The sequence below is a fragment of the Pseudomonas sp. FW305-96 genome (assembly GCF_058783825.1).
In genome coordinates, this window is record NZ_JBYSYW010000029.1 from 17962 (window position 1) to 40815 (window position 22854).

At 63.7% G+C, this 22854-nt stretch carries 20 protein-coding genes and 1 pseudogene; 11 read left to right on the forward strand and 10 right to left on the reverse strand.

The annotated features are described in order from the left end of the window. Positions 1–39: 39 nt before the first annotated feature. From AC3WL2_RS19545 to AC3WL2_RS19560, 4 genes are read right to left on the reverse strand one after another with little or no spacing between them, the layout of a single operon-like run. A complete protein-coding gene (locus tag AC3WL2_RS19545; RefSeq protein ID WP_046857545.1) occupies positions 40–783 on the reverse strand; it encodes a hypothetical protein in 744 nt (247 codons plus the stop codon). Between the two features lie 3 nt (positions 784–786). Next, on the reverse strand, positions 787–1374 hold the full coding sequence (gene lpoB, locus AC3WL2_RS19550; RefSeq protein ID WP_023632455.1) for a penicillin-binding protein activator LpoB: 588 nt from the start codon (positions 1372–1374) through the stop codon (positions 787–789). Positions 1375–1395: 21 nt separating this feature from the next. Next, the gene (locus AC3WL2_RS19555; protein WP_038707145.1) at positions 1396–1764 is read right to left on the reverse strand and encodes a YcfL family putative periplasmic lipoprotein; all 369 of its coding nucleotides are present in this window, start codon (positions 1762–1764) and stop codon (positions 1396–1398) included. A gap of 14 nt (positions 1765–1778) precedes the next feature. After that, complete coding sequence (locus tag AC3WL2_RS19560; RefSeq protein WP_102684978.1) at positions 1779–3170, reverse strand: COG3014 family protein; 1392 nt, start codon at positions 3168–3170, stop codon at positions 1779–1781. Between the two features lie 284 nt (positions 3171–3454). Here AC3WL2_RS19560 and AC3WL2_RS19565 point away from each other — a divergent pair, with 284 nt between their 5' ends. Then, positions 3455–5398 (forward strand): cytochrome c/FTR1 family iron permease, encoded by a 1944-nt coding sequence (locus AC3WL2_RS19565; RefSeq protein WP_102684977.1) that lies wholly within the window; start codon positions 3455–3457, stop codon positions 5396–5398. Between the two features lie 137 nt (positions 5399–5535). Continuing rightward, positions 5536–5988, forward strand: coding sequence for a YaiI/YqxD family protein (locus AC3WL2_RS19570; protein ID WP_102684976.1), 453 nt, complete (start codon positions 5536–5538; stop codon positions 5986–5988). A gap of 89 nt (positions 5989–6077) precedes the next feature. On the opposite strand, the gene elbB is transcribed toward AC3WL2_RS19570, so the two are convergent. After that, positions 6078–6746, reverse strand: a complete 669-nt coding sequence (gene elbB / locus AC3WL2_RS19575; RefSeq protein WP_102684975.1) for an isoprenoid biosynthesis glyoxalase ElbB — start codon at positions 6744–6746, stop codon at positions 6078–6080. Positions 6747–6859: 113 nt separating this feature from the next. On the opposite strand from elbB, the pseudogene AC3WL2_RS19580 reads away from it, so the two are divergent. After that, positions 6860–7486: pseudogene (locus AC3WL2_RS19580) on the forward strand (sterol desaturase family protein); the annotation flags it as partial. Positions 7487–7987: 501 nt separating this feature from the next. On the opposite strand, the gene AC3WL2_RS19585 reads toward AC3WL2_RS19580, so the two are convergent. Continuing rightward, positions 7988–8632, reverse strand: coding sequence for a DedA family protein (locus AC3WL2_RS19585; protein WP_173862468.1), 645 nt, complete (start codon positions 8630–8632; stop codon positions 7988–7990). A gap of 208 nt (positions 8633–8840) precedes the next feature. On the opposite strand from AC3WL2_RS19585, the gene hemB reads away from it, so the two are divergent. Then, positions 8841–9851 carry a porphobilinogen synthase gene (gene hemB, locus AC3WL2_RS19590; RefSeq protein ID WP_023631873.1) on the forward strand — a complete coding sequence of 337 codons (1011 nt, stop codon included), beginning with the start codon at positions 8841–8843 and terminating at the stop codon, positions 9849–9851. A gap of 79 nt (positions 9852–9930) precedes the next feature. After that, a complete protein-coding gene (gene ppk1, locus AC3WL2_RS19595; RefSeq protein ID WP_371918078.1) occupies positions 9931–12111 on the forward strand; it encodes a polyphosphate kinase 1 in 2181 nt (726 codons plus the stop codon). Here ppk1 and ppx read toward each other — a convergent pair. Beyond that, complete coding sequence (ppx, locus tag AC3WL2_RS19600; protein ID WP_102684972.1) at positions 12098–13600, reverse strand: exopolyphosphatase; 1503 nt, start codon at positions 13598–13600, stop codon at positions 12098–12100. The genes ppk1 and ppx overlap by 14 nt on opposite strands. Before the next feature lie 244 nt (positions 13601–13844). On the opposite strand from ppx, the gene trxA reads away from it, so the two are divergent. From trxA to AC3WL2_RS19625, 5 genes are all read left to right on the forward strand, one after another. Further along, complete coding sequence (gene trxA, locus AC3WL2_RS19605; protein WP_046857535.1) at positions 13845–14174, forward strand: thioredoxin TrxA; 330 nt, start codon at positions 13845–13847, stop codon at positions 14172–14174. Between the two features lie 310 nt (positions 14175–14484). Beyond that, entirely contained in the window at positions 14485–15744 is a 1260-nt protein-coding gene (gene rho, locus AC3WL2_RS19610; RefSeq protein WP_011536308.1) for a transcription termination factor Rho, read from the forward strand. Between the two features lie 205 nt (positions 15745–15949). Next, positions 15950–17416, forward strand: coding sequence for a 4-hydroxy-3-polyprenylbenzoate decarboxylase (gene ubiD, locus AC3WL2_RS19615; RefSeq protein ID WP_102683475.1), 1467 nt, complete (start codon positions 15950–15952; stop codon positions 17414–17416). Further along, entirely contained in the window at positions 17416–18384 is a 969-nt protein-coding gene (locus AC3WL2_RS19620; RefSeq protein ID WP_102683474.1) for a CDP-6-deoxy-delta-3,4-glucoseen reductase, read from the forward strand. The genes ubiD and AC3WL2_RS19620 overlap by 1 nt, the downstream gene beginning before the upstream one ends. 336 nt (positions 18385–18720) lie before the next feature. Then, entirely contained in the window at positions 18721–19371 is a 651-nt protein-coding gene (locus AC3WL2_RS19625; RefSeq protein ID WP_102683473.1) for a gamma-glutamylcyclotransferase, read from the forward strand. 16 nt (positions 19372–19387) lie between these two features. Here the strand turns inward: AC3WL2_RS19625 and tcyN are convergent, their stop codons facing one another. The 3 genes from tcyN to tcyJ are packed head-to-tail and all read right to left on the reverse strand — an operon-like array spanning position 19388 to position 21622. Then, complete coding sequence (gene tcyN, locus AC3WL2_RS19630) at positions 19388–20149, reverse strand: L-cystine ABC transporter ATP-binding protein TcyN (protein WP_046857531.1); 762 nt, start codon at positions 20147–20149, stop codon at positions 19388–19390. Between the two features lies 1 nt (position 20150). Continuing rightward, on the reverse strand, positions 20151–20819 hold the full coding sequence (tcyL, locus tag AC3WL2_RS19635) for a cystine ABC transporter permease (RefSeq protein ID WP_046857530.1): 669 nt from the start codon (positions 20817–20819) through the stop codon (positions 20151–20153). Then, positions 20816–21622, reverse strand: a complete 807-nt coding sequence (tcyJ, locus tag AC3WL2_RS19640) for a cystine ABC transporter substrate-binding protein (RefSeq protein ID WP_023630289.1) — start codon at positions 21620–21622, stop codon at positions 20816–20818. The genes tcyL and tcyJ overlap by 4 nt, the downstream gene beginning before the upstream one ends. Before the next feature lie 246 nt (positions 21623–21868). Here tcyJ and epsC point away from each other — a divergent pair, with 246 nt between their 5' ends. Further along, positions 21869–22807, forward strand: a complete 939-nt coding sequence (gene epsC, locus AC3WL2_RS19645; protein ID WP_046857529.1) for a serine O-acetyltransferase EpsC — start codon at positions 21869–21871, stop codon at positions 22805–22807. Positions 22808–22854: the final 47 nt, after the last annotated feature.

Genomic DNA, 22854 nt, shown 5'->3' on the forward strand with positions numbered 1-22854 from the left:
GAACCCCTATGAAGCCTCAATTTCCCTTGGGGGAGAGGCTTAGTTCAGCACCCGCGCCGGCTCATCCGGCGGCAGGTTGTCCCGCCCACGCGGCTGTTTCGCCTGCCCGGGCACCGAGCCGCCCAACTGTTCGGCCAGCTGCTGCGCAACATCCTCGCCCAGCGCCTTCGACACATCCCGCACCACCCGCGGACGGTTCAGCGTCACGCGGCGGTCCTGGCTTTTCACCAGCTTGGTGTCCTGCCCCTCACCCATGGCGGTGAACGCCGAGGTGATCTCGTAGGTGCGGGTGTTGATCAGGCTGAAGTCGGCGACCACGGTCAGGCCCAATACCGCCGAGTAGCTGTCGGTGTGATCCAGCGAGTTGATGTCCTGCTGGAAGTCGATGTCCGACAGGGTGCCGAACAGCACGTAGTCGGCGCCCTTGAACGCACCGTTCTTGATGCGCCGGATCACGTCGTACACGTCTTCCTTCGAGTCGGCGGTGTAGGGGCGGCCCTGGACCAGCTGGAACATGCCGGTCTTGAGGATCTCACCCTTGATATCACCACCGAACTTGCGCAGTTCGGTCTGCTCGATGTAGCTGTTGAGGCTCTCGTACTCGCTGTAGCTCGACTGGCCGCTGGCGTGGTACATGCCAGCCTGGCCGCTGCTCTGGGCGTTGATGGTGTGGATGTATTCCTCCACCTGCGCCTGGTAGGCCAGGTCGGTCACCGCCACCTTGGGGGCCGCCTGCGCGCCGAAGGCGCAGGCCAGGCCAATGATTGCCATCCATGCACGCATCGATCAGCGCTCCGTGGTCTTGCGGATTTCTTTTTCGTCCATCCACTCGGCCAGGCCGCTTTCCACGTCGATCAGCTGCAGGCTGAACTTGTAGAACACGTCCTTGTAGTCGCTGCTGCGTTTGACGATCGAGCTGATGGAGCCTTCCAGGCGATACTTGGCGGCGATCATGTTGCCGGTCTTGGCCACGGTCTTCTTCTTGTACAGGCCGCTCTGGTTCTGCAGCTTGAGCTGGTCGACCTGGCTCTGCATGTCGGTGTTGTCGCTGGCGAAGCGGGCGGCGCCGGACTTCATCAGCTGGGTCTTGATCGAGGTGGTGATCTCGCGGGTATCGATGTACTCGCTGGTCTTGTTCTTGACGTCGTACACCTGCACCACCGGGCGGCCGTGCAGCACGCCGGACTGGGCCAGCGAACGGGTCATGCTCTCGGCGATCATCTGCAGGTCGGTGGAGCCGAACTCGTTGGTGACCAGCTCGACAGCCTTGCTGTCGCCGTAGCTGATGTTCTTGCCGCCGAGAACCGGCGAAGGGGTGCTGCAGCCGCTGACCAGGGCGATGGCGAGGGCGGCGAGGGAAAGGCGTGCAAACATCGAATGTGCTCCTGAAAGGGGTTACCGGGTGTGGACTTCGAGGCGGAAGTCACGGGCTGCGGGGGTCGGTGCGATGGCGGGCAGGAACTTGGCCTGCTTGCCGTACAGCGGCAGGGCCTTCCAGCTCTCTTCATCGGCCACCGGGAAACCATCGCTGCCCAACCAGGCGAAGCGGTAGAACAGGGTCTGGTTGCTGCGGCTGCTGTTGGTCAGCGCCACGTTGACGGTGAGGTAGCCGTTTTCGCGGGCGACGCGCATCTGGCCGATCTCGATGTCATCCAGCTGGCCCATGGTCACCACCTTGCTGGCGGCGCTGCCGGGGGCAGGGGGTGGGGTGGCGCAGCCGGCCAGGAGGGCGACGGCGGCCAGGGCGAGGCATGTCTTGCGCATGATCGATCCTTGGGTTACTTGAGGCTGGCGACAGCGGTGGCTGCGGCCTGCGGGGCGACTTCGACGGACGGGCCGCCAGCGAACACGCGGTTGCCGACCACGCGCAGGCTGACCACCTGGTAGGGGCGATCGACTTTCACCGTGACTTGGGTGCCGCCGAGGCTCGACGGCAGGCTCAGGTGGTGTTCGCCCTGTTTGAGGCGTACACGGGCCACCTGGGTTTCGTCGGGCAGGGTGCGCCAGGTGCGGGTATCGGCACCTTCCAGCACGGTGGAGGCGATACCCACCACCAGCCCGGCCATCGGGTTGGACTGGTTCAGGTTCTTCTGTGCCACGCCACGGCTGATGGCGCGCACGCTGGTGCGCAGGATGATGCCCGGCATGTCGTCGCGCAGGGCGCGGCGCGACATGGCGGTGGTGCTGTTGAGCGCGGTCAGGGCCAGGGCCTTGTCGTTGAGCTGGATCTCGCTCAGGTGCGCGGTGGAGGTGTCTTCCTTGATGATCGGGAACGACAGCGGGGTGATCACCAGGTTGTCCTGGATCGGCAGTGGCAGTGGGATACGGATCGAATCGCGGGCCGGGGCCAGGCCGGTCTGCACCACGATCAGCACGTCGCTTTCACCGGCTTTGGCGCTGCTCTTGTCCAGCGCCAGCAATGCCTGGTCCAGCAGCGCTGTGTTCGGGCGCAGCTCGGCGGCCTTGCGATAGCCCGGCGCGGCCAGGCCTTTCTCGCCGAGGGCCTCGTAGACATAGCCGGACAGGTAATGGCTGAAGGCGCTCTGATAGCTGTTCTTCAGGCCGACCACCTCAGGGGCGTCGAGGCTGGCGACCGGGTAACCCTGCAGGTCCTTGTACTCGGTCTTGATGCCTTCCTTCTCGGCCTCTTCCTCGCGCTTGAGGTATTCCTTGTCGCGCAGCTCGGCGATGATCGCTTCGCGCTCGTGGGTCTTCTTGATCTCGGTGCGGGCGCCGTCGAAATCGTTCTGCGCCAGCAGATTCAGGGCCATCTGCGTGGTCAGCATGACTTTTTCGTAGTCGTAGCCTTCGTAGCGGCGGACCTTGTCGTTGACCAGGTAGCTGCCGAACTGGCTCAGGTACTTGTCGGTGTCGAGCTTGACCGACTCCTCCCACTGGAACACCACGCTGTCGGCGGCGCGCCAGGCGTCCTGGCTGCCCTTGAGGTCGCCCTTGGAGCGCAGCAGCTCGCCTTTCTCGAAGTAGTAGAGCAGGTCTTTCTTGTCGCCCTTGTTGTTGTTTTCCAGCAGGGCGAGGGCGGCGTCGACATTGCCGGCGGCCAACTGCTTGTTGGTCTCCTGCAGTTCGCTGTCGTAGCTGCGGAACACCGAGCAGCCGGTGAGCTGCACGGCGGCGACCAGGGTCGCCAGGGTGAGGGCGCGGGATACCATCGGACTTCTTCTTTCCCTGAAACGGTTGGCCGCGTGGGCGGGGGCGGCAGATCCCTCTGTTTTATCGCCAGAACCTCTCGATGGAGGCGCCTTGATTGCTAATGGCTACGGCGGCGCGGGATTATACCCAAAGTAGTAGCTACGTGATGGCGAATTGCTTCGCATTTTCTGCAGGCGTGCCAGGTCGGAAAACCGCTTTCCAGGTTGTCGACCGGTCAATTTGTCGCAAGATTTTTCATGAAATATGCGGGTGAGCCTTGAGCGGGGGAGAGTGGAAGTGAACAATGTTCTCTTTCGTATTTCCGTCGAGATTGGCCATGATTTCCCGTTCCCGTCTGCTTGCCTGGCTGCCTGCCTTGTTGCTTGGCCCGGTACTGGCGCTGTGCAGCACCCCGACGCTGGCCGAAGCACCGGCCGAGGCGACCAAGGCGTTGCATCTGCTGGACTACATCGGTGCCGACTACCCGCCGACCGTGCGCGACGGCAAGGTGGTGGACGACGGGGAATACCGCGAGCAACAGGAGTTCAGCGGCGTGCTGGCCGAGCTGGTCAAGGGGCTGCCCGAGCATGCCGAGCGCGGCGCGCTGGAGCAGGGTGTCCAGAGCCTGCGCCAGGCCATCGACCAGCGTCAGGATGGCGCCGGTGTTGCTCGCCAGGCCCGCCAGCTGGGCGCACGCCTGGCGGTGGCCTACGAGGTCAGCCAGGCACCGGTGATCACCCCGGATCCGGCCCGTGGCGCATCGCTGTATGCCCAGAATTGCTCGATCTGCCACGGCGATACCGGGCTGGGCGATGGCCCGGCCGGCGTCGGCCTGGAGCCTGCGCCGGCCAACCTACGCGATGCCGCGCGCCTCGACCAGCTCAGCCTGTTCGACCTGTACAACACCCTCGGGCTGGGCATCGAGGGCACCGAGATGCCCTCATTCGCCGACCAGCTCGACGAGCGCCAGCGCTGGGACGTGGCGGCCTACATCGCCAGCTTCACCGCCGATCCGCAGGCGGCAAAGAGTGACAAGATCTGGAATCTCGCCGACCTGGCCCGGCAGACCCCGGCCGAGGTTGCCGCCAGTGAAGGCGCAAACGCCGTGGCCGCGTTCCGCGCCCAGCGGGCGCAACCGCCGCAGGTCAAGCGTGGCCCGGCGCAACTGCTCGAGTACACCTCCAGCACCCTGGACAAGAGCCTGGCGGCTTACCGCGCCGGCGACCATGACCAGGCCTACGACTTGTCGGTGGCGGCTTACCTGGAAGGCTTCGAGCTGGTGGAAAGCTCGCTCGACAACATCGACACCCAGGCTCGCAAGGACACCGAGAAGTCGCTGATGGCCTACCGTCAGTCGCTGCAGGACGGCCTGCCGGTGGCCCAGGCCGAACAGCGTCTGGCCGAAGCCAAGGTCAAGCTCGAACAGGCCTCGAAGCTGCTGGGCAGCGATGGCCTGAGCTGGTCGTTGAGCTACATCTCTGGCCTGTTGATCCTGCTGCGCGAGGGCCTGGAGGCGATCCTGGTGCTGGCGGCGATCCTCGCCTTCCTGCGCAACACCGGCCAGCAGTCGGCGGTGCGCAGCGTCAACGTCGGCTGGGCCTTGGCGCTGGTCGCCGGTTTCGCCACCTGGGCCCTGGCGGCCTATGTGATCGATGTCGGTGGCGCGCAGCGTGAACTGCTCGAAGGTTGCACGGCGTTGTTCGCCGCGGTGATGGTGCTGTGGCTAGGCGTGTGGATGCACGACCGCCGCCACGCGGCCGCCTGGCAGGACTACATCAAGAGCAGCCTGGTCAGTGGCGGCGGGCGCTTCGGCTTTGCCGTGCTGGCGTTCTTCTCGGTGTACCGCGAGCTGTTCGAGGTGATCCTGTTCTACGAGACCCTGTGGCTGCAGGCCGGCCCGGCTGGCCACCAGGCGGTTCTGGCAGGCGGTGCCACGGCGCTGGTGCTGCTGGTGGGCCTGGCCTGGGTGATTCTGCGCGGCTCGGCCAAGCTGCCGCTGTCGCTGTTCTTCAGCATCAACGCGGCTTTGCTCTGTGCGCTGTCGGTGGTGTTCGCCGGGCACGGCGTCAAGGCGCTGCAGGAGGCCGGCGTGCTGGGTACGCGGCCGGTGGCGTTCTTCGAGTTCGACTGGCTGGGGATCCACGCCGATCTCTACTCGCTGAGTGCGCAGGCAGTGGCGTTGCTGGCTATCGTGTTCCTCTATGGACGCAGCCGCTTGGCCGAGAAGCGCCGGGCGGCGGCCAGCTGAGTCCGTGCAGGGGGAAGGGGTGGTGCGTCGCCGCCCCCCGATGAGGCTGGGGCTGGCATAATGTCCGCCTGTTCAGGCGCTATCGCGGGGCAAGCCCGCTCCCACGACGTCACTGCCCGGAGTACAGGATTAATCCCATGCGTGTATGGATCGATGCCGACGCCTGCCCCAAGGCGGCCAAGGACCTGATCGTCAAGTTCGCCCTCAAGCGCAAGCTGGAGGTGGTGATGGTGGCCGGTCAGCCACAGATCAAGCCGGCCTTCGCCTGCGTGCGGCTTATCGTGGTGCCCAGCGGCATGGACGCGGCCGACGATTACCTGGTGGACAACGCCGTGCCGGGCGAGTTGGTGATCTGCAGCGACGTGCCACTGGCCGACCGCTTGATCAAGAAAGGCGTGGCCGCGCTGGACCCGCGTGGCCGCGAGTTCGACGAGCGCAACATGGGTGAGCGCCTGGCGGTGCGCAACCTGTTCACCGAACTGCGCGAGCAGGGGCAAGTGGGTGGCGGGCAGGCACCTTATGGCGAACGCGAGAAGCAGGCGTTCGCCAATGCCCTGGACCGGATTCTGGGACGGCTTTCCAAGCGTTAAGTACGTGGGGCTGCCGGTTCCCGCATCTGTAGGTGATCCTGTGGGAGCCGGCTTGCCGGCGATGGCCTGCGTAGCAGGCCTTCGAGGCCTTACTTGTCACCCTCGTGGGTCAGCTCCAGCACCCGATCCACCAGCTTGTAGATACCACCCGCCGCCTCGCTGATCGACTTGGCCAGCATGTACGCCGGGGTAGTCACCAGCTTGCGCTGGGTGTCTTCGACAATGTCATGCACATCGCATTCTTCATGGGTGCCACCCATCTTCACCACCGCCGCGCTGGTGCCGGCGTCAGTGCCGATGGTGCAGACCACGCCCGGCCCATAGATCTTCGCCGCCAAGGCCGGCGAGATGCAGATCAACCCGACCGGCTTGCAGGCATCGGCAAACGCCTCGGCCAGCGCCAGCACGTCCGGTTGCACGGTGCAGTTGGCGCCTTCGATGGCAAAGTTCGACAGGTTCTTCGCCGCGCCGAAGCCTCCCGGCACGATCAGGGCGTCGAAGTCCTCGACCTTGGCTTCGCGAATGTCCTTCACCTCGCCACGGGCAATGCGCGCCGACTCCACCAGCACATTGCGCGATTCCGGCATCTCTTCCCCGGTCAGGTGGTCGATCACATGCATCTGCGCGATGTTCGGCGCGAAGCATTGCACCTGCGCGCCGCGCTGGTCCAGGCGCAGCAGGGTGATCACGCTCTCATGGATTTCGGCGCCGTCGTACACGCCGCAACCGGACAGAATCACCGCAACTTTTTTTGTCATGCTCAATACTCCAGTGTCGAGGCGCTAAATGTCCTCTAGTTTGGCAGATGTAGCCATGGGATTTGCCCTTCGCCGGGCCTAATCTTCGTGGACAACCTTGGAGGTGGCCGTTCATGGACCTGATTCTGCTGGCCGTGCCGTTCTTCTTCGTGCTGATCGCGGTGGAGCTGATCGCCGACCGCGTGCGCGGGCGTCGCAACTACCAGCTTGCCGACTCGATCAACAGCCTGAGCACCGGTGCGCTGTCCACCAGCACCGGGCTGCTGACCAAAGGGGTGGGGCTGGTCACCTATGCCGTGGCATGGGAGCACCTGGCCTGGTTGCGGCTGCCGGCGGATGCCTGGTGGGTGTGGGTGGTCGCCTTCGTGCTTTACGACCTCTGTTACTACTGGCTGCACCGCCTGGGCCACGAGCGCAACATCCTGTGGGCAGCGCACTCGGTGCATCACCAGAGCGAGGAGTACAACCTCACCACCGCCTTGCGCCAGACCAGTAGCGGGTTCTTGTTTTCCTGGATCTTCTACCTGCCGCTGGCGCTGCTGGGCGTGCCGCCCCTGGTGTTCATCACCGTGGCATCGCTGAACCTGCTGTACCAGTTCTGGGTGCACACCCGCCATGTGCCCAAGCTGGGCTGGCTCGAGTGGATTTTCATCACGCCGTCCAACCATCGTGTCCACCATGCGCAGAATCCTCTGTACTTGGATCGCAACTACGGCGGCGTGTTCATAATCTGGGACCGGCTGTTCGGCACCTTCCAGGAAGAGGACGAGCGCGAGCCGGTGATCTTTGGCGTGACCACGCCTTTGGCGAGCTGGAACCCGCTGTGGGCCAACGTGCAGTTCTATGCCCAGCTGTGGGACGACGCCCGGCGAACGGCCCGTTGGTGGGACAAGCTGCGCATCTGGTTCATGCCCACCGGCTGGCGGCCGGCGGACGTGGCCGCCGCTTATCCACAGGCCAAGCAGGACCTCGCCGCGTTTCGCAAGTTCGCGATCCCGCTGGGCGCTGCGCAGCAGCTGTACGTCACGGCGCAGTTCGCGGTCTACGTGGCGTTGGGCAGTTATCTGATGGAGGTGGCGGAGCAGGTGACGCCCGCGGCCCTGGCATTGGGCTGGATGGTGATGGCGTTCGGGCTGTTCGTGCTGGGCGTGGCGCTGGAAGACCGGGCCTGGGCAGGGCGCCTGGAACTGGCGCGCCTGCTGTCGAATGCGCCCGCGCTGTATCTGGCCGGCGCGCTTGGCTTAGTGCTGGTCACGCCGTTGTTCTGGCTGCTGCTGCTCGGCTACAGCTTGCTCAGCCTCGGCGGCCTGGCCCTCTGCCGCCGCACGACGCTCGGCGCGGCTATTGCGAAAGCGCCGACGCAGCCAGAGCGCGAGGCCCAACACCAGCAGGCCGCCGAGAACCCATAACTCGTATTTCTTGATGCTGCCCAGCATGCCTTCGAGGATGGCGCCGAAGTGGTAGGCGGCCAGGCCCAGGGCCAGGGCCCAGACTGCGGCGCCGATGCCATTGAGCAGCAGGTAGCGGCGTGGCGGGTAGCCGGACAGGCCGATGGCCACCGGCATGACCGTGCGCAGGCCGTAGACGAAGCGGAAGCTCAGCACCCAGATGTCCGGATGGCGGCGGATATGCTCCAGCGCGCGGTCGCCCATGGCCTGCCAGCGAGGCTTGCGGGCGAGGATCTTGCGCCCATGGCGGCGGCCCATGAAGTACCACAGTTGGTCACCGGCGTAGCTGCCACAAAAGGCCACCAGGACTACCAGCTTGATATCCATGTATTCGCGGAACGCAAGAAACCCGGCGAGCACGAGGATCGTCTCGCCCTCGAAGAACGTGCCGAGAAAAAGGGCAAAATAGCCGAAATCGTTCAGGAATTGTTGAAGCATTTTCTGGCGTGCTGGCGAAATGAACGCGCAGCCTACCCCTTCGGGCGCGATCGGGAAAGTGTCCAAATGTGTCTCGACGTGAACATTTCCTACAAGGACAATGACTGCGGCCACAAGTCGCAGGGTTGCCCTCGGGTGTCACACAGGCGTCATAATGGCCGCTTATAACTGTCGCGCTCGCCCGCCTGCGCGGGCTCAGGAGTCTGCCGTGAGCTTTACCCCCGCCAATCGTCTGTTTCCTGCCACCCGTCTGCGTCGCAACCGTCGGGACGAATTTTCCCGTCGCCTGGTTCGCGAAAACACCCTGACTGTCGATGACCTGATTCTTCCGGTATTCGTACTGGACGGCGAAGGCCGCCGCGAAGAAGTGCCGTCCATGCCGGGCGTCGAGCGCCTGTCAATTGACCTGTTGCTGGAAGCCGCACAGGGGTGGGTAGAGCTGGGCATTCCGGCGCTGGCGCTGTTCCCGGTGACCCCGACCGAAAAGAAATCCCTCGATGGCGCCGAAGCGTGGAACCCGGACGGCATCGCCCAGCGCGCCACCCGTGCGCTGCGTGCCCGCTTCCCGGAGCTGGGGGTGATCACCGACGTGGCCCTTGACCCGTTCACCACCCACGGTCAGGACGGCATCCTCGACGAGGAAGGCTACGTGCAGAACGACATCACCGTCGACGCGCTGGTGCGTCAGGCGCTGTCCCATGCCGAGGCTGGCGCCCAGGTAGTCGCCCCATCGGACATGATGGACGGCCGTCTTGGCGCGATCCGCGAAGCCCTCGAAGTTGCCGGTCACGTCAACGTGCGCATCATGGCCTACTCGGCCAAGTACGCCAGCGCCTACTACGGCCCGTTCCGCGATGCGGTCGGCTCGGCGCTGAACCTGGGCAAGGCCAACAAGGCCTCCTACCAGATGGATCCGGCCAACAGCGACGAGGCCTTGCACGAAGTGGCCACCGACCTCGCCGAAGGCGCCGACATGGTCATGGTCAAGCCGGGCATGCCGTACCTGGACATCGTTCACCGGGTGAAGACCGAGTTCAAGGTGCCGACCTTCGTCTATCAGGTCAGCGGCGAGTACGCCATGCACATGGCCGCGATCCAGAACGGCTGGCTCAGCGAAGCCGTGATCCTTGAATCCCTCACCGCATTCAAACGGGCAGGCGCCGACGGCATCCTGACCTATTTCGCCGTGCGTGCCGCTCAAATGATGAGAGGGCAGTAACGCTCTCCAGGAACGTCAGATGAATAACGAAGTGCTCAACCCTGTCGCGATCAAGGATGCCCAGGCCGTGCCCGAAGAGATGGTGCAGACGCCGCCCGACCTGCCGGCGGTAGCGCAGCCGGAACCTGTCGCTGAAGCCGCCCCTGCTCCAGCGCCTGCGCCGGCTCCGGCGATCGCCGTGCCGAGCCTGGACGACAGCAGCCTGTACATTCATCGCGAGCTTTCGCAGCTGCAGTTCAATATCCGCGTGCTGGAGCAGGCGCTGGACGAGTCGTACCCGCTGCTCGAGCGCCTGAAGTTCCTGTTGATCTTCTCCAGCAACCTGGACGAGTTCTTCGAAATCCGCGTGGCCGGCCTGAAGAAGCAGATCAACTTCGCCCGCGAACAGGCCGGCGCCGACGGCCTGCAGCCGCACCAGGCGCTGGCGCGCATCAGCGAGCTGGTGCATCTCGAAGTGGATCGCCAGTACGCGATCCTCAACGACGTGCTGCTGCCGGAGCTGGAAAAACACGCCATTCGCTTTATCCGCCGCCGTTACTGGACGCCCAAGCTCAAGACCTGGGTACGGCGCTTCTTCCGCGACGAGATCGCGCCGATCATCACCCCGATCGGCCTCGACCCGACCCACCCGTTCCCGCTGCTGGTGAACAAGAGCCTGAACTTCATCGTCGAGCTCGAGGGTGTCGACGCCTTCGGCCGCGATTCGGGCCTGGCGATCATTCCGGCACCGCGCCTGCTGCCGCGGGTAATCCGCGTGCCGGAAGACGTGGGTGGGCCTGGCGACAACTATGTGTTCCTGTCGTCGATGATCCATGCCCATGCCGATGACCTGTTCCAGGGCATGAAGGTCAAGGGTTGCTACCAGTTCCGCCTGACCCGTAACGCCGACCTGGCGCTGGACTCCGAAGAAGTCGACGACCTGGCCCGGGCCCTGCGCGGCGAGCTGTTCTCGCGCCGCTACGGCGATGCGGTGCGCCTCGAGGTGGCCGACACTTGTCCGAAACACCTCTCCGACTACCTGCTCAAGCAGTTCAGCCTGAGCGAGAGCGAGCTGTACCAGGTCAACGGCCCGGTCAACCTGACCCGCCTGTTCAGCATCACCGGGCTCGACAGCCACCCGGAGCTGCAGTACACGCCGTTCACCCCGGCGATCCCCAAGCTGCTCGTCAATGCCGACAACATCTTCAGCGTGATCGGCAAGCAGGACGTGTTGCTGATGCACCCGTTCGAGTCGTTCACCCCGGTGATCGACCTGCTGCGCCAGGCCGCCAAGGACCCGCACGTGCTTGCCGTGCGCCAGACGCTCTATCGCTCGGGCGCCAACTCGGAGATCGTCGACGCCCTGGTGGACGCCGCGCGTAACGGCAAGGAGGTCACTGCGGTGATCGAATTGCGCGCCCGCTTCGACGAAGAGTCCAACCTGCAGATGGCCAGCCGCCTGCAGGCCGCTGGCGCGGTGGTGATCTACGGGGTGGTCGGTTTCAAGACCCACGCCAAGATGATGCTGATCCTGCGCCGCGAGCAGGGCGAGATCGTCCGTTACGCGCACCTGGGGACCGGCAACTACCACGCCGGCAACGCCCGCCTGTACACTGACTACAGCCTGCTGACCTCCGACGACGCCCTCACCGAAGACGTCGGCAAACTGTTCAGCCAGTTGATCGGCATGGGCAAGACCCTGCGCATGAAGAAGCTGCTGCACGCGCCCTTCACCCTGAAGAAGGGCATGCTCGACATGATCGCCCGGGAGACCCAGTTCGCCCTGGAGGGCAAGCCGGCACACATCATCGCCAAGTTCAATTCGCTGACCGACGCCAAGATCATCAAGGCGCTGTACAAGGCCAGCCAGTCGGGCGTGCGCATCGACCTGGTAGTGCGCGGCATGTGCTGCCTGCGTCCGGGCATCCCGGGCGTTTCGCACAACATCCATGTGCGCTCGATCATCGGCCGCTTCCTCGAGCACACCCGGGTGTTCTATTTCCTCAATGGCGGCGAGGAGCAGATCTACCTGTCCAGTGCCGACTGGATGGAGCGCAACCTCGACAAGCGCGTCGAGACCTGCTTCCCGGTGGAAGGCAAGAAGCTGTTGCTAAGGGTCAAGAAGGAACTGGAAGGCTACCTGACCGACAACACCCAGGCCTGGACCTTGCAGCCGGACGGGCGCTACGTGCGCAGCACCCCGACCGGCAACCAGAACCCGCGCAGTGCCCAGGCGACCCTGCTGGAGCGCCTGAGCAACCCGGTGCTCAACGTACGCTGAGGACGAAGCCGACCCGGGCTAGCCACTCCGCCTCGTTGGCGAAGTCGGCCTGGGTCAGCTGGTTCTGTTCCAGCCAGTTGCCAGGGAAAACCACTTCCAGGCTGTTGTCGCCAGCGTGCAGCACCACTTTCGGCATCTGCTGGGTGCCGCGGATGTGGTGGAAGAGGATGGCGAAGCGCAGCAGTACGCACAGGCGGATCAGCTTGATGCCTTCGTCGCCGAACTCGGCGAACTTGTCCTTGGGAATGTTGCGGCGATGGCCGCGCACCAGCAGTGCCATCATCTGCTGGTCTTCGCGGGAGAAGCCGGACAGGTCGGAGTGCTCGATCAGGTAGGCTCCGTGCTTGTGGTAGTGATAATGGGCGATATCCAAGCCAACTTCATGCACTTTCGCCGCCCAACCCAGAAGATCGCGCCAGTTGCCCTCTTCTAGGTCCCATGCCTTGGCCACTTGATCGAAGGCGTGCAGCGCCTTGCGCTCCACGCGTGCGGCCTGACCTTGATCGACGTGGTAGCGCTCCATCAGCGAGTTCAGGGTGCGCTCGCGCACGTCCTCGTGGTGGTGGCGGCCCAGCAGGTCGAACAGCACGCCCTCACGCAGGGCACCGTCGCAGTGCTCCATGCGCTGCAGCTCCAGCGCGTCGAAGATCGCCTCGAGGATGGCCAGCCCCGCCGGGAAGATGGTGCGGCGATCGGGCTTGACCCCTTCGAAGTCGATCTTGTCGGTCTCGCCCAGCTTGAACAGCTTGCGCTTGACCCAGGCCAGGCCCTCGGCGTTGACCTCGCCATTGCCCAGGCCGCCGGACTTGATGGCGGCGCCGATGGCACGGATGGTCCCGGATGAGCCGATCGCCTCGTCCCAGGTCAGGCGGTGCAGGGCGTTCTCGATGCTCATCAGCTCCAGGCGCGCGGCGGTGTAGGCCTGGGCGTAGCGCGCCGGGGTGATCTTGCCGTCGCGGAAATAACGCTGGGTGAAGCTGACGCAGCCCATCTGCAGGCTTTCGCGCAGCAGCGGCTCGAAGCGCTGGCCGATGATGAACTCGGTGCTGCCGCCGCCGATGTCGGCGACCAGGCGCTTGCCCGGGGTGTCGGCCAGGGTGTGGGACACGCCCAGGTAGATCAGGCGCGCCTCTTCACGGCCGGAAATGACCTCGACCGGGTGGCCGAGGATGGCCTCGGCGCGCAGGATGAATTCGTTGCGGTTGCGTGCTTCGCGCAAGGCGTTGGTGCCGACGATGCGCACCGCGCCCTGTGGCATGCCGTTGATCAGTTGGGCGAAGCGCTTGAGGCATTCCAGGCCGCGTTGCATGGCTTCTTCGCTGAGCCTGCGCTCATCGTCGATGCCGGCGGCGAGCTGAACCTTTTCTCCAAGCCTTTCGAGGATGCGGATTTCCGTGTGATGGGCCTTGGCCACGACCATGTGGAAGCTGTTGGAGCCCAGGTCGATGGCGGCGATCAGAGACAGGTTCTTCGCGGTGGTATGCGGCATGGTCTGGAGGTTCTCGGTCGTTAACCCGGCAATCGTGCCACGATCGTGGTCCTACGCCAACGAGCGGCACTGCAAGGCTTGATGCATGGCAATGTCATAGCAATGTTATGACCGTGATATGACAGTTTCGATTCGTGGCGTCTTGCACCACTATAGTTACACTCAATCGTCTGTGGCTTCCTGTCGCGCCTGGGTGCGGCTATGATGGGCAACGTTTTTTTGTGCTTACGACCTGGAGATATCCATGAGCAGCGATCTTATCAAACATGTCACCGACGCCAGCTTCGAAGCCGACGTACTCAAGGCTGAAGGCGCGGTGCTGGTCGACTACTGGGCTGAATGGTGCGGCCCATGCAAGATGATCGCGCCGGTACTGGACGACATCGCTTCGGAATATCAAGGCAAGGTGACCATCGCCAAGCTGAACATCGACGAAAACCAGGAAACCCCGGCCAAGCACGGCGTGCGTGGCATCCCGACGCTGATGCTGTTCAAGAACGGCAACGTCGAGGCCACCAAGGTCGGCGCCTTGTCCAAGTCGCAGCTCAAGGCGTTCCTCGACGCCAGCCTGTGATGTGAAGAAGCCCCGCAAATGCGGGGCTTTTCTTTATCTGCTGTAGGTGGTTTCCCTGAAGGCTGGCGAGCCCCGGCCTTGCGACCATCCAGTCGGATAGCCCCGTAAAACACTGGCCAAAACCACTAGACGTCGAAAAAAGCAAGTGTTACATTCGGCCTCGCACTGCTTCTCCAGTGCCCTCTGCACGCCGTCGCCGAAGCATCCCTAATTCGAATCAGTACGCGATCCTGTCGCCATCTAGCGGCGCGGCCTCATTAAGCCAACTGCTTAATTTTTCCCTTCCTTACATGATTACGTCACTCCCCTTATGAACCTGACAGAACTCAAGCAAAAGCCGATTACCGATCTTTTGGAAATGGCCGAACAGATGGGCATCGAAAACATGGCCCGTTCGCGCAAACAGGACGTGATTTTCGCCCTGCTGAAAAAGCATGCGAAAAGCGGCGAAGAGATCTCGGGTGACGGCGTGCTGGAGATTCTCCAGGATGGTTTCGGTTTCCTGCGTTCGGCGGATGCCTCTTACCTGGCCGGCCCTGATGACATCTACGTTTCGCCCAGCCAGATCCGTCGCTTCAACCTGCGCACCGGCGACACCATCGTCGGCAAGATCCGCCCACCGAAGGAAGGCGAGCGTTACTTCGCGCTGCTGAAGGTCGATACCATCAACTTCGACCGTCCGGAAAACGCGAAGAACAAGATCCTGTTCGAAAACCTGACGCCGCTGTTCCCCAACAAGCGCCTGAAGATGGAAGCCGGTAACGGCTCCACCGAAGACCTCACCGGTCGCGTCATCGACCTGTGCGCCCCGATCGGCAAAGGCCAGCGTGGCCTGATCGTCGCACCGCCGAAAGCCGGTAAGACCATCATGCTGCAGAACATCGCAGCCAACATTACCCGCAACAACCCCGAGTGCCACCTGATCGTCCTGCTGATCGACGAGCGCCCGGAAGAAGTGACCGAGATGCAGCGCACCGTGCGCGGCGAAGTGGTCGCTTCGACCTTTGACGAGCCGCCGACCCGCCACGTGCAGGTTGCCGAGATGGTCATCGAGAAGGCCAAGCGCCTGGTCGAGCACAAGAAAGACGTGGTCATCCTGCTCGACTCCATCACCCGTCTGGCACGTGCCTACAACACCGTGATCCCGAGCTCCGGCAAGGTGCTGACCGGTGGTGTCGACGCCCACGCCCTGGAAAAGCCGAAGCGCTTCTTCGGTGCCGCCCGTAACATCGAGGAAGGCGGTTCGCTGACCATCATCGCCACCGCGCTGGTCGAAACCGGCTCGAAGATGGACGAGGTGATCTACGAAGAGTTCAAGGGTACCGGCAACATGGAGCTGCCCCTGGACCGCCGCATCGCCGAGAAGCGTGTGTTCCCGGCCATCAACATCAACAAGTCCGGTACCCGTCGCGAAGAGCTGCTGACCGCCGACGACGAACTGCAGCGCATGTGGATCCTGCGCAAGCTGCTGCACCCGATGGACGAGATCGCCGCCATCGAGTTCCTGGTCGACAAGCTCAAGCAGACCAAGACCAACGATGAGTTCTTCCTGTCGATGAAGCGCAAGTAAGCGTTTCAGGCTGGAACTGATTGGGGCTGCTTCGCAGCCCATCGCCGGGGGGGGGGGGGGGCTCCCACAGGGCTCACACTGACCTTGTGGGAGCCGGCTTGCCGGCGATGGGGCGCGAAGCGGCCCCAAGTCATTCTTGGCCTTTACCCCGCCAACGGCGCTACACTCTGCACCCCGACCGATACGCCCAACACGAGGCCCTTGCATGCAGTATCGCGATCTACGCGACTTCATTCGTGGCCTGGAACAGCGCGGTGAACTCAAGCGCATCCAGGTTCCCATCTCCCCAGTTCTGGAAATGACCGAAGTCTGCGACCGCACGCTGCGCGCCAAGGGTCCGGCCTTGCTCTTCGAAAAACCCACCGGCTTCGACATGCCGGTGCTGGGCAACCTGTTCGGCACCCCCGAGCGCGTGGCCATGGGCATGGGCGCCGAGTCGACCGAAGAACTGCGCGAGATCGGCAAGCTGCTGGCGTTTCTCAAGGAGCCCGAGCCGCCGAAGGGCCTGAAGGATGCCTGGTCGAAGCTGCCGATCTTCAAGAAGGTCGTGTCCATGGCGCCGAAGGTGATCAAGGACGCGGTGTGCCAGGAAATCGTGGTCGAAGGCGATGATGTCGACCTCGGCCAGCTGCCGATCCAGCACTGCTGGCCGGGCGATGTTGCGCCACTGATCACCTGGGGCCTGACCGTGACTCGCGGGCCGAACAAGGACCGCCAGAACCTGGGTATCTATCGCCAGCAGGTGATTGGCCGCAACAAGGTGATCATGCGCTGGCTGAGCCACCGCGGCGGGGCGCTGGACTACCGCGAATGGTGCGAGAAGCATCCTGGCCAGCCGTTCCCGGTAGCCGTGGCGTTGGGCGCGGACCCGGCGACCATCCTCGGTGCCGTGACCCCGGTCCCGGACACGCTTTCCGAGTACGCCTTCGCTGGCCTGTTGCGTGGCAACCGCACCGAACTGGTCAAGTGCCGTGGTAACGACCTGCAGGTACCGGCCACCGCCGAGATCATCCTCGAAGGCGTGATCCACCCCGGCGAGATGGCCCCGGAAGGCCCGTACGGCGACCACACCGGCTACTACAACGAAGTGGACAGCTTCCCGGTGTTCACCGTCGAGCGCATCACCCACCGGCAAAAGCCGATCTACCACAGCACCTACACTGGCAGGCCGCCGGATGAGCCGGCGATCCTTGGCGTGGCGCTGAACGAAGTGTTCGTGCCGATCCTGCAGAAGCAGTTCCCCGAGATCACCGACTTCTACCTGCCGCCGGAAGGCTGCTCGTACCGCATGGCGGTGGTGACCATGAAGAAGCAGTACCCTGGCCATGCCAAGCGCGTGATGCTGGGTGTGTGGTCGTTCCTGCGACAGTTCATGTACACCAAGTTCGTTATCGTCACCGACGACGATATCAACGCTCGCGACTGGAACGACGTGATCTGGGCCATCACCACGCGCATGGACCCCAAGCGTGATACGGTGATGATCGACAACACCCCGATCGACTACCTCGACTTCGCGTCGCCGGTATCGGGGCTGGGGTCGAAGATGGGCCTGGACGCCACGCACAAATGGCCGGGCGAGACTACACGCGAATGGGGCCGGGTCATCGTCAAGGACGAGGCCGTCACCCGCCGTATCGATGAGCTGTGGGACCAGTTGGGAATAGATTGATGCAGGTAACCTTGCAGCCTTCCGGGGCGGTACTGGCGGTCGAACCGGGTGAAAGGATTCTGGATGCGGCACGGCGCCTGGGCTATGACTGCCCGAATAGCTGCCGCAACGGCAACTGCCATGTGTGTGCCGCGCTGCTGGTGGAAGGCAGTGTTCGCCAGGAAGGCCAGGTGCGCGATCACGGTGAGCTGTTCACCTGCATCGCCGAGCCGCTGGAGGACTGTGTGTTGCTGTGGGATGGTGTGCTGGCCCTGGGCGAGCTGCCGCTGCGCAAGCTGGCCTGTACCGTGAGCGAGTGCGTCGAGATCGGTGGCGATGTCTGGCGCGTGCGCCTGCGCGCGCCGGCCGGCAAGCCGCCCCGCTACCACGCCGGGCAATACCTGATGATCGAGCGTGAGGGCATGGACAAGGCAGCTTTTTCGCTCGCTTCGGCGCCCCACGGTGGGCGTGAGCTGGAGCTACATGTGCTGGCCCGCGAAAGCAGTGCCGTGCAGTTGATCCAGCAGTTGCAGCGCAATGGCCTGGCCCGCATCGAACTGCCATTTGGTGATGCGCACCTGGCAGAGTTGCCTGACGGCCCGCTGGTACTGATCGCCGCCGGTACCGGTATGGGGCAGATGCACAGCCTGATCGAGCACTGCCGGGCGCAGGGCTTCAAGCACCCGGTGCACTTGTACTGGGGTGTGCGCCGGCCTGAAGACTTCTACCAGATCGAGCACTGGGCCGAGTGGGAGCGCCTGCCGAACCTGTTCCTGCACAAGGTGGTCAGCGATCTGTGCGGTTGGGAAGGGCGGTGTGGCCTGCTCCACGAAGCGGTATGCGAGGACATTGGCGACCTCAACCAGGTGCATGTCTATGCCAGTGGCTCGCCGAACATGGTCTACGCCACCCTCGATGCATTGGTCGAGGCAGGCATGGATGCCCACCGCATGCGGGCTGACGTGTTCGCCTACGCGCCACGCGGGTGAAGTAACCCGGCACGCTGCAAGGGCGTGTCGGGTTTAATAACCAAGTGTTTTCCTGTTGATTATATGGCGGAGATTGTTACCGGTGCGGGTAATAAGTTTCGCTATACTCGGACTATTAGTTTCCGTTCAGCGGATGCTTTAATGAAATCCTGTTTTCGGGGTTGAGTGCAAAGTGCGTTCTGCCTTACGTTAGGTGCCAGGTAAATCGCCGGGCAAACCCGTTCCCACGCGATCCTGGTAGGCCTTTGGGGAAGCGGGCTTGCCCCGCGATAGCATCCGAACAGGCACGGCAATACCTGCACTTTGGTAGTTCTCAGGAATTAATGGCGGCAGCTCATGTCGACGCTTGAAAGTTCATCCTGGCAAATAGCCTATCCGCCGTCACTCGACTTCGGGCAGCAGTTGACCCGTGAACAACTGCAGCGTTCGATGCAGGAAACCATGTCCCAGCACGAAGGCGGCCCGGTCTGGCTTTTTGCCTACGGTTCGCTGATCTGGCGCCCCGAATGCAACTCGGTCGAGCGCCAGCGGGCGCGGGTGCATGGTTACCACCGCGGCCTCTACCTGTGGTCCCACGAACACCGTGGCACTCCGGAGTGCCCGGGCCTGGTGTTCGGCCTGGACCGTGGCGGCTCCTGCAGCGGCTTTGCCTTCCGTCTGGACGAAACCAACCTGCACGACTCGCTGATGGCCCTGTGGCAACGTGAGATGCCGTTCCCCGCTTATCGTCCGCATTGGTTGAGCTGCCGCCTGGACGATGGCAGCAAGGTGCAAGCGCTGGGTTTCGTACTCGAGCGGCACCTGCCGTGCTACGCGGGCAACCTGCCGGACACCCTGCTCAGCCAGATCCTCGCCAGCGCCAAGGGGCGCTACGGCACCACGCGCGATTACGTGGAGCAGACCCTCAACGCCCTGCGCAGCCACCAGATGCCCGATCGCAACCTGGAAGCGCGCTTCAGGCGTTGTCACAACCTGCGCGAGGTGTGAGCCCCGCGCATCGGGCTCATTCCTGGCCGGCGGCGGTGCCGAGGAACTTGCGCAGGAACTGGCGTGTGCGCTCTTCCTTCGGGTTGGCGAACAGCGCCTTGGCCTCGCCCTGCTCGACGATCACGCCCTTGTCGAAGAAGATCACCCGGTTGGCGACATCGCGGGCGAAGCTCATCTCGTGGGTGACGATGATCATGGTGCGCTTCTCCTCGGCCAGGCCGCGGATGGTTTCCAGCACTTCGCCGACCAGTTCGGGGTCGAGCGCCGAGGTGGGCTCGTCGAACAGGATCACTTCCGGCTCCATGGCCAGGGCGCGGGCGATGGCCACCCGTTGTTGCTGGCCGCCGGACAGGCGCCGGGGGTAGGCGTCCTCCTTGCCTGCCAGGCCGACCTTGGCCAGAAGGCGCCTGGCCAGCTCGATGGCCTTGTCGCGGGGCGTCTTCTTGACGATCACCGGCCCTTCGATGACGTTTTCCAGGGCGGTGCGGTGAGGGAACAGGTTGAAGTTCTGGAACACGAAACCGGCCTGTTGGCGCAGGCGGCGGATCGCACTCTGCTGGCCACCCAACGGACGGTTGGCATCGATGCTGATATCGCCGATCTGGATGCGCCCGGCATCGGGGGTTTCCAGCAGGTTCAGGCAGCGCAGGAAGGTGGTCTTGCCCGAGCCGCTGGGGCCGATGATGGCCACCACTTCGCCGGGCTGCACGCTCAGGTCGATGCCGTTGAGCACGGTCTGGCCCTTGAACTGCTTGGTCAGGCCTTCTACTACGATCATCTCAGTGCTCCTGGTCGTGCTGGTTGACCCGCGCTTCCATGCGGTTCTGGAAGTGCGCCAGGATGCTGCAGAGGATCCAGTAGACCACCGCGACAGCCAGGTACATGGTGAAGACCTCGAAGGTCCGTGCGGTGATCAGCTGCGCCTGGCGGAACAGCTCGGGCACCTGGATGGTCGCCGCCAGGGCGGTGTCCTTGACCAGCGAGATGAAGCTGTTGCCCAGCGGAGGCAGGGCGGTGCGCAGGGCTTGCGGCAGGATCGCCCGGCGCATGGCCTGGGTGCGGGTCATGCCGATGCTGGCGGCTGCTTCCCACTGGCCACGGTCGATCGAGGAGATTGCCGCGCGGAGGATCTCGCAGATATACGCCGCCATGTTCAGCGACAGACCAATCAGCGAGGCCGGGATCGGATCGAGCTCGATGCCGATCTGCGGCAGGCCGAAGTAGATCACGAACAGCTGCACCAGCAGCGGCGTGCCGCGGAAGAACGACACATAGATACGCGCCAACCAGTCCAGCGGCAGGATCTTCGACAGCCGCATCAGCGCCAGGGCAAAACCCAGCACCAGGCCAAAGAACATGCCGCCGACGCTGAGCAGCACGGTATAACCCGCGCCCTTCAACAGGAAGGGCGCGGAATCGACAACGAGTTGCAGGCTTTCAGCGATCATTTGGTGACATCGGCACCGAAGTATTTCTCGGACAGCTTGGCCAGCGAGCCGTCGGCCTTGAGCTTGTCGATGGCCTTGTTCAGCGCATCGAGCAGTTCAGGTTCGCCTTTGCGCAAGGCCACGCCCGATTCCAGCTTGGAGAATTTCTCGCCAGCGAGTGCGGTCGGTTTCTTGTCCTTGGCGGTTTTCTGGACGTACTCGAGTGCCGCCAGGCGATCGATCAGGATGGCGTCGATACGACCGTTGCGCAGGTCGGCGAACTTGGTCGGGTCATCTTCGTAGGTGCGCACATCGGCTGTCGGCACATCCTGTTTCACCCATTGCTCATAGTTGGTGCCCAGGCCGACACCGACCTTCTTGCCACCGAGATCGGCGGCAGTCTTGATGTTTTTCTCGTTGTCGCTGCCCTTGAGTACCAGCGCCTGAATGCCGGAAACGGTGTAGGGCTCGGAGAAATCGTACTTCTTCTTGCGTTCCTCGGAGATGGTCACCTGGTTGATCACCACGTCGAGGCGCTTGGATTCCAGTGCGGCGAGGATGCCGTCCCACTTGGTCGGCTGGACCTTGGCCTTGACCCCCAGCTCCTTGGCCAGCAACTCGGACAGCTCGACCTCGAAGCCGGTCAGCTTGCCGTTTTCGTCCTGGAAGCTGAACGGTGGGTAGGTGCCTTCCAGGCCGACGTTGATCACGCCTTTTTCCTGGATGGTCTTCAACTGTTCGCCGGCAAAGGCCTGGCCGAGCAGGCCGGCGCCGAGCAGGAGCGCCAGGCTGGCGTTGAGAAGGGGTTTGGCGAATTTGGTCATGGCATGCCCCGCGCTTGTTGTGGAAGTAGTGAGGTGGCGACTATAGAGGTGGGCTTCATAGGCCGGGAAATAATAAAAAATCAGGTTGTTATTCCAAAGCTGCAAATTGCAGCGGCTTATACCCGACTTAGCTCAGGATGGAATAAAGCGTTGTTTTTTCCAAGAGGCAGATTTGACGTATCGTGTTTTGCACCTCCTTGTAGGAGCGTATGCAAATAGAGAAAGCCGCCTGGCAGGAGAAACACCGTGAGCGAACAACCATCAACCGGGCACTGGCAACTGCAGGGTATCGTCAGTGGCCTGCGCAACGCCCGCGAGCAGTGGCGCAGCAGCAATGGCCGCAGCAGCGGCGAGCAGGGCGGGCGCGAACTGCCGTCGCGCGAGGCGCTGCGGCAGATTCTCGAACAGCTGTGCGGCGCGCTGTTCCCCATGCGCCTGGGGCCGGTGGACCTGCGCGAGGAAAGCGAGGACTTTTATGTAGGCCACACCCTCGACGCCGCCCTCACCGCGCTGCTGGCCCAGGCCCGTCTGGAACTGCGCTACGCGGCGCGCCATGGCAAGACCGATGTGGTCGATGTCGATACCCACGCCCTGCGCCTGATCCAGGATTTCGCCGCGGCCCTGCCGGCGCTGCGCGTGCTGCTGGACACAGACGTACTCGCCGCCTTCCACGGCGACCCGGCGGCGCGCAGCGTCGACGAGGTGCTGCTGTGCTACCCGGGCATCCTGGCGATCATCCACCATCGGCTGGCCCACCACCTCTATCGAGCCGGCCTGCCGCTGCTGGCGCGGATCAGTTCGGAGCTGGCGCACTCGGCCACCGGCATCGACATCCACCCCGGTGCGCAGATCGGCCCGAGCTTCTTCATTGACCACGGCACCGGCGTGGTGATCGGCGAGACCGCGATCATCGGTGAGCGGGTGCGCATCTACCAGGCGGTGACCCTGGGCGCCAAGCGCTTCCCCAGCGACGAGTCCGGCACCTTGCACAAGGGCCTGGCGCGGCACCCGATCGTCGAGGACGACGTGGTGATCTACGCCGGCGCGACCATCCTCGGGCGGATCACCATCGGCAAGGGTTCGACCATTGGCGGCAATGTCTGGCTGACCCGCAGCGTGCCGGCTGACAGCAACATTACCCAGGCGAACCTGCAACTGGATTGCGAGGGCAAGAAAGCCCTCTAGCTCAAGGCTTATGAGGCGTGGCGGCGGGACTTCCCGCCTCCACCTCG